Source organism: Roseateles sp. P5_E11 (assembly GCF_054049355.1).
In genome coordinates, this window is sequence record NZ_JBFUMO010000705.1 from 1 (window position 1) to 2593 (window position 2593).

Annotated in this window: 2 protein-coding genes; both read left to right on the forward strand. The window is 72.3% G+C overall.

What is annotated here, in order from left to right:
- Nucleotides 1–547, forward strand: a 547-nt coding sequence (locus ACXJKR_RS29440; RefSeq protein WP_457325864.1) for a hypothetical protein, incomplete at its 5' end; no start/stop codon positions are given.
- Between the two features lie 7 nt (nt 548–554).
- Complete coding sequence (locus tag ACXJKR_RS29445) at nt 555–2516, forward strand: ATP-binding protein (protein ID WP_457325865.1); 1962 nt, start codon at nt 555–557, stop codon at nt 2514–2516.
- Nucleotides 2517–2593 lie beyond the last annotated feature (77 nt).

A 2593-nucleotide genomic window follows, 5' to 3' on the forward strand; every position in this document is an offset into this window, starting at 1 on the left:
GGCAAAAGCGCTGGCAGCGCTTCCCGACGAAGCAGCGCCTGCAGCGTCCCGACGCCCAGAGGGCATCGCCACCGAAGCGCCTGCGGCTCAGGCCATCGCCAAACCAGAGCCTCACGCCCTCCTCAGCAACGGCCTCGCCAGCCCCTGGTCCGGCCTGTGGCTGCTGCTGCCCATGCTGCTGCGCCACGGCCTGGACGACGCCGACGATCCGCTGGCCGCCTGGGCCGGTGCAATGCGGGCCGCCTGCAGGCACCTGCACATTCCGGACGACGATGTCATGCGCACCGCACTCGCCGGGCTCGACTTGCCCCTCGTCGACGACCCGCACTGGCTGCGCACCGCCCGCCTCGCCGCCGTCCACGACGCCCACCTGCCCCTGCTGCGCATTGCACGACGCCGCGGCGCGGTCTGGGTCTCGCCCGAGCGCATCGACGTCGAGTTCCCGCCGGCCTCGCTGGATCTGCGCATCCGCCGCGCTGGCTTCGACATCAACCCCGGCTTCGTGCCCTGGCTGGGCCGCATCGTGCACTTCCACTACCCCTCGTGACGCGCTCATGAACCCCGCCGACCTGCCGCCCCAACTGACGCTGACGATGCGCCCGCGCGACTTCGGACTCGCGGCGCTGGGTGCCTTGCTCGTTCATCCGAGCGAGCCGAGCGCGGCACCTGAGGAACGATTTCTGCGCGAGGCGCTGGTTGCCGCCGGCGGGGACGATTGGCGTGCCCAGGCGCTGGCCAGCGTCGATAGCGATGCGGCGCTGGCTCGCGCCCGCGACGCCTTTGGCTTAAGCACCATCGAAACCTTGGCGCTCGCCCTGGTCGCGGCCGTTGAAGATGATCCACTGGCCTGCCGCGTCATCGCCTGGATGCAGGCGCCGCAGCCCAGCCCTCGGCCGACGCTGGCCCTGCTGGCGCGCGCCTTTGCGCCGCTGCACGAGAGCTTCAGCGCCTTGGACCCGCAACACAGCGAAGCCACGACCCTTCACGCCCTGGCCTATGGCCGCGCCATGCGCCATGGCCTGCTGCAGGCCGAGGAGCCGAACTGTGCACGCCCACTGTGCGAGACCGCACTGCGTGTGCCTGCCCCCATCGCCGCCGCGCTGGCCGGCGTGGCCTGCGACTGGCCCGCTGCGCCGACGCCTGCGCTGTGGCCCGCGGCCCCCGTGCCCGCCCTGGACACGCCGCTGTCCGACTGGGCCCGCGACCTGGCCGCCATGCCGCGCTCCGGCCTAGTCATCCGCAGCGCCGCGCCGCATGAGGCGCGCGGCCTGGCCGCCGAACTCGTGCACCGCCTCGGCGCCGAGCCGGCTTGGTTTGCCAATGCGGACACCCTGCCGCCCGGTGCCGAGGCCTGGCTGGTGCTGACCGGCCGGGTTCCCGTTTTCGAGATCGACGGCTCACCCGGCACCGTAACCACCCTGCCGGCCCTGGCCGTGTACGACGGCCCGGCCCTGGTCGTCACCGGCCTGGACGGCGGCGTTCGTCGCGATGGCCCCATGGCCGATTGGCGCGTGCCGCTGCCCGATGCGGCGACCCGCACCGCGCTCTGGCGGGACGCGCTGGCCGATGAGACCCTGGCCACGCAAGCCGCTGGCCGCTACCGCGCCGGCTACGCCCAGATCAGCGACCACGCCCGCCTGGCTCGCCTGCTCGGTGCCGGCCAGGCCACGACGGAGAGCCTGCACCGCGCCGCCCTGATGACACCCTCGGGCCGCGCCCTCGACGCGCTGGCCCAACCGCTGAGCGAATCCGTGCCCGACGCCGCCCTCGTCGCCAGCCCGCAATTGCGCTCCGAGTTGGAGCGCATCGTGCAGCGCTGTATGCAACGCGAGACCCTGCACGTCGGCCTGGGCGCGGCGGCACGCACGCGCGCCTGCGATGGCGTGCGTATGCTGTTCACCGGCGGCTCCGGCACCGGCAAGTCGCTGGCCGGCCAGTGGCTGGCCCACCGTCTGGGCCTGCCGGTCTACCGCGTGGACCTGGCGGCCATGCTGAGCAAATGGATAGGCGATACCGAGAAGAACCTGGCCGAGTTGCTGGCCCGCGCCGAGCATGCCGACGCAGTGCTGCTCTTCGACGAGGCCGACACCCTGTTCGGCAAGCGCACCGAGGTGGCCAGCGCCAACGACCGCTTCGCCAATGCGCAGACCAACTACCTGCTGCAGCGCATCGAGACCCACAGCGGCATCGTCGTGCTGACGAGCAACAGCCGCGCCCGCTTCGACCCGGCCTTCGCGCGCCGGCTGGACTTCATCATCGATTTCGTCGCGCCCGACGCTACCGCGCGGCGCAGCCTCTGGCAGGCCCACCTGGGCGAGGCCAGCGATTGCAGCGCCGCCGACCTCAACCGCCTGGCCGCCCTGGGTGACTTCGCCGGTGGCCATGTGCGCAATGCCGTGCTCGCTGCCGCCGCCCAGGCCCGCGCCCGCGGTGAGCGCATCGCCTATGCGGACATTGCTGACGGCCTGCGCGCCGAGTACCGCAAGCTGGGGCGCAGCGCGCCGTCCGAGCTGTAGGGCCTGCTAACACTACGGGGATCGGATGCGTTGCCACTCAAAAGCCCGCGAGCAAGGCGCGAAGTCGAAGCTGGGGT

Coding starts and splice junctions, on each gene's coding strand:
- ACXJKR_RS29445 (WP_457325865.1), top strand. CDS start 555: ATGAACCCCGCCGACCTGCCGCCCCAACTGACGCTGACGATGCGCCCG.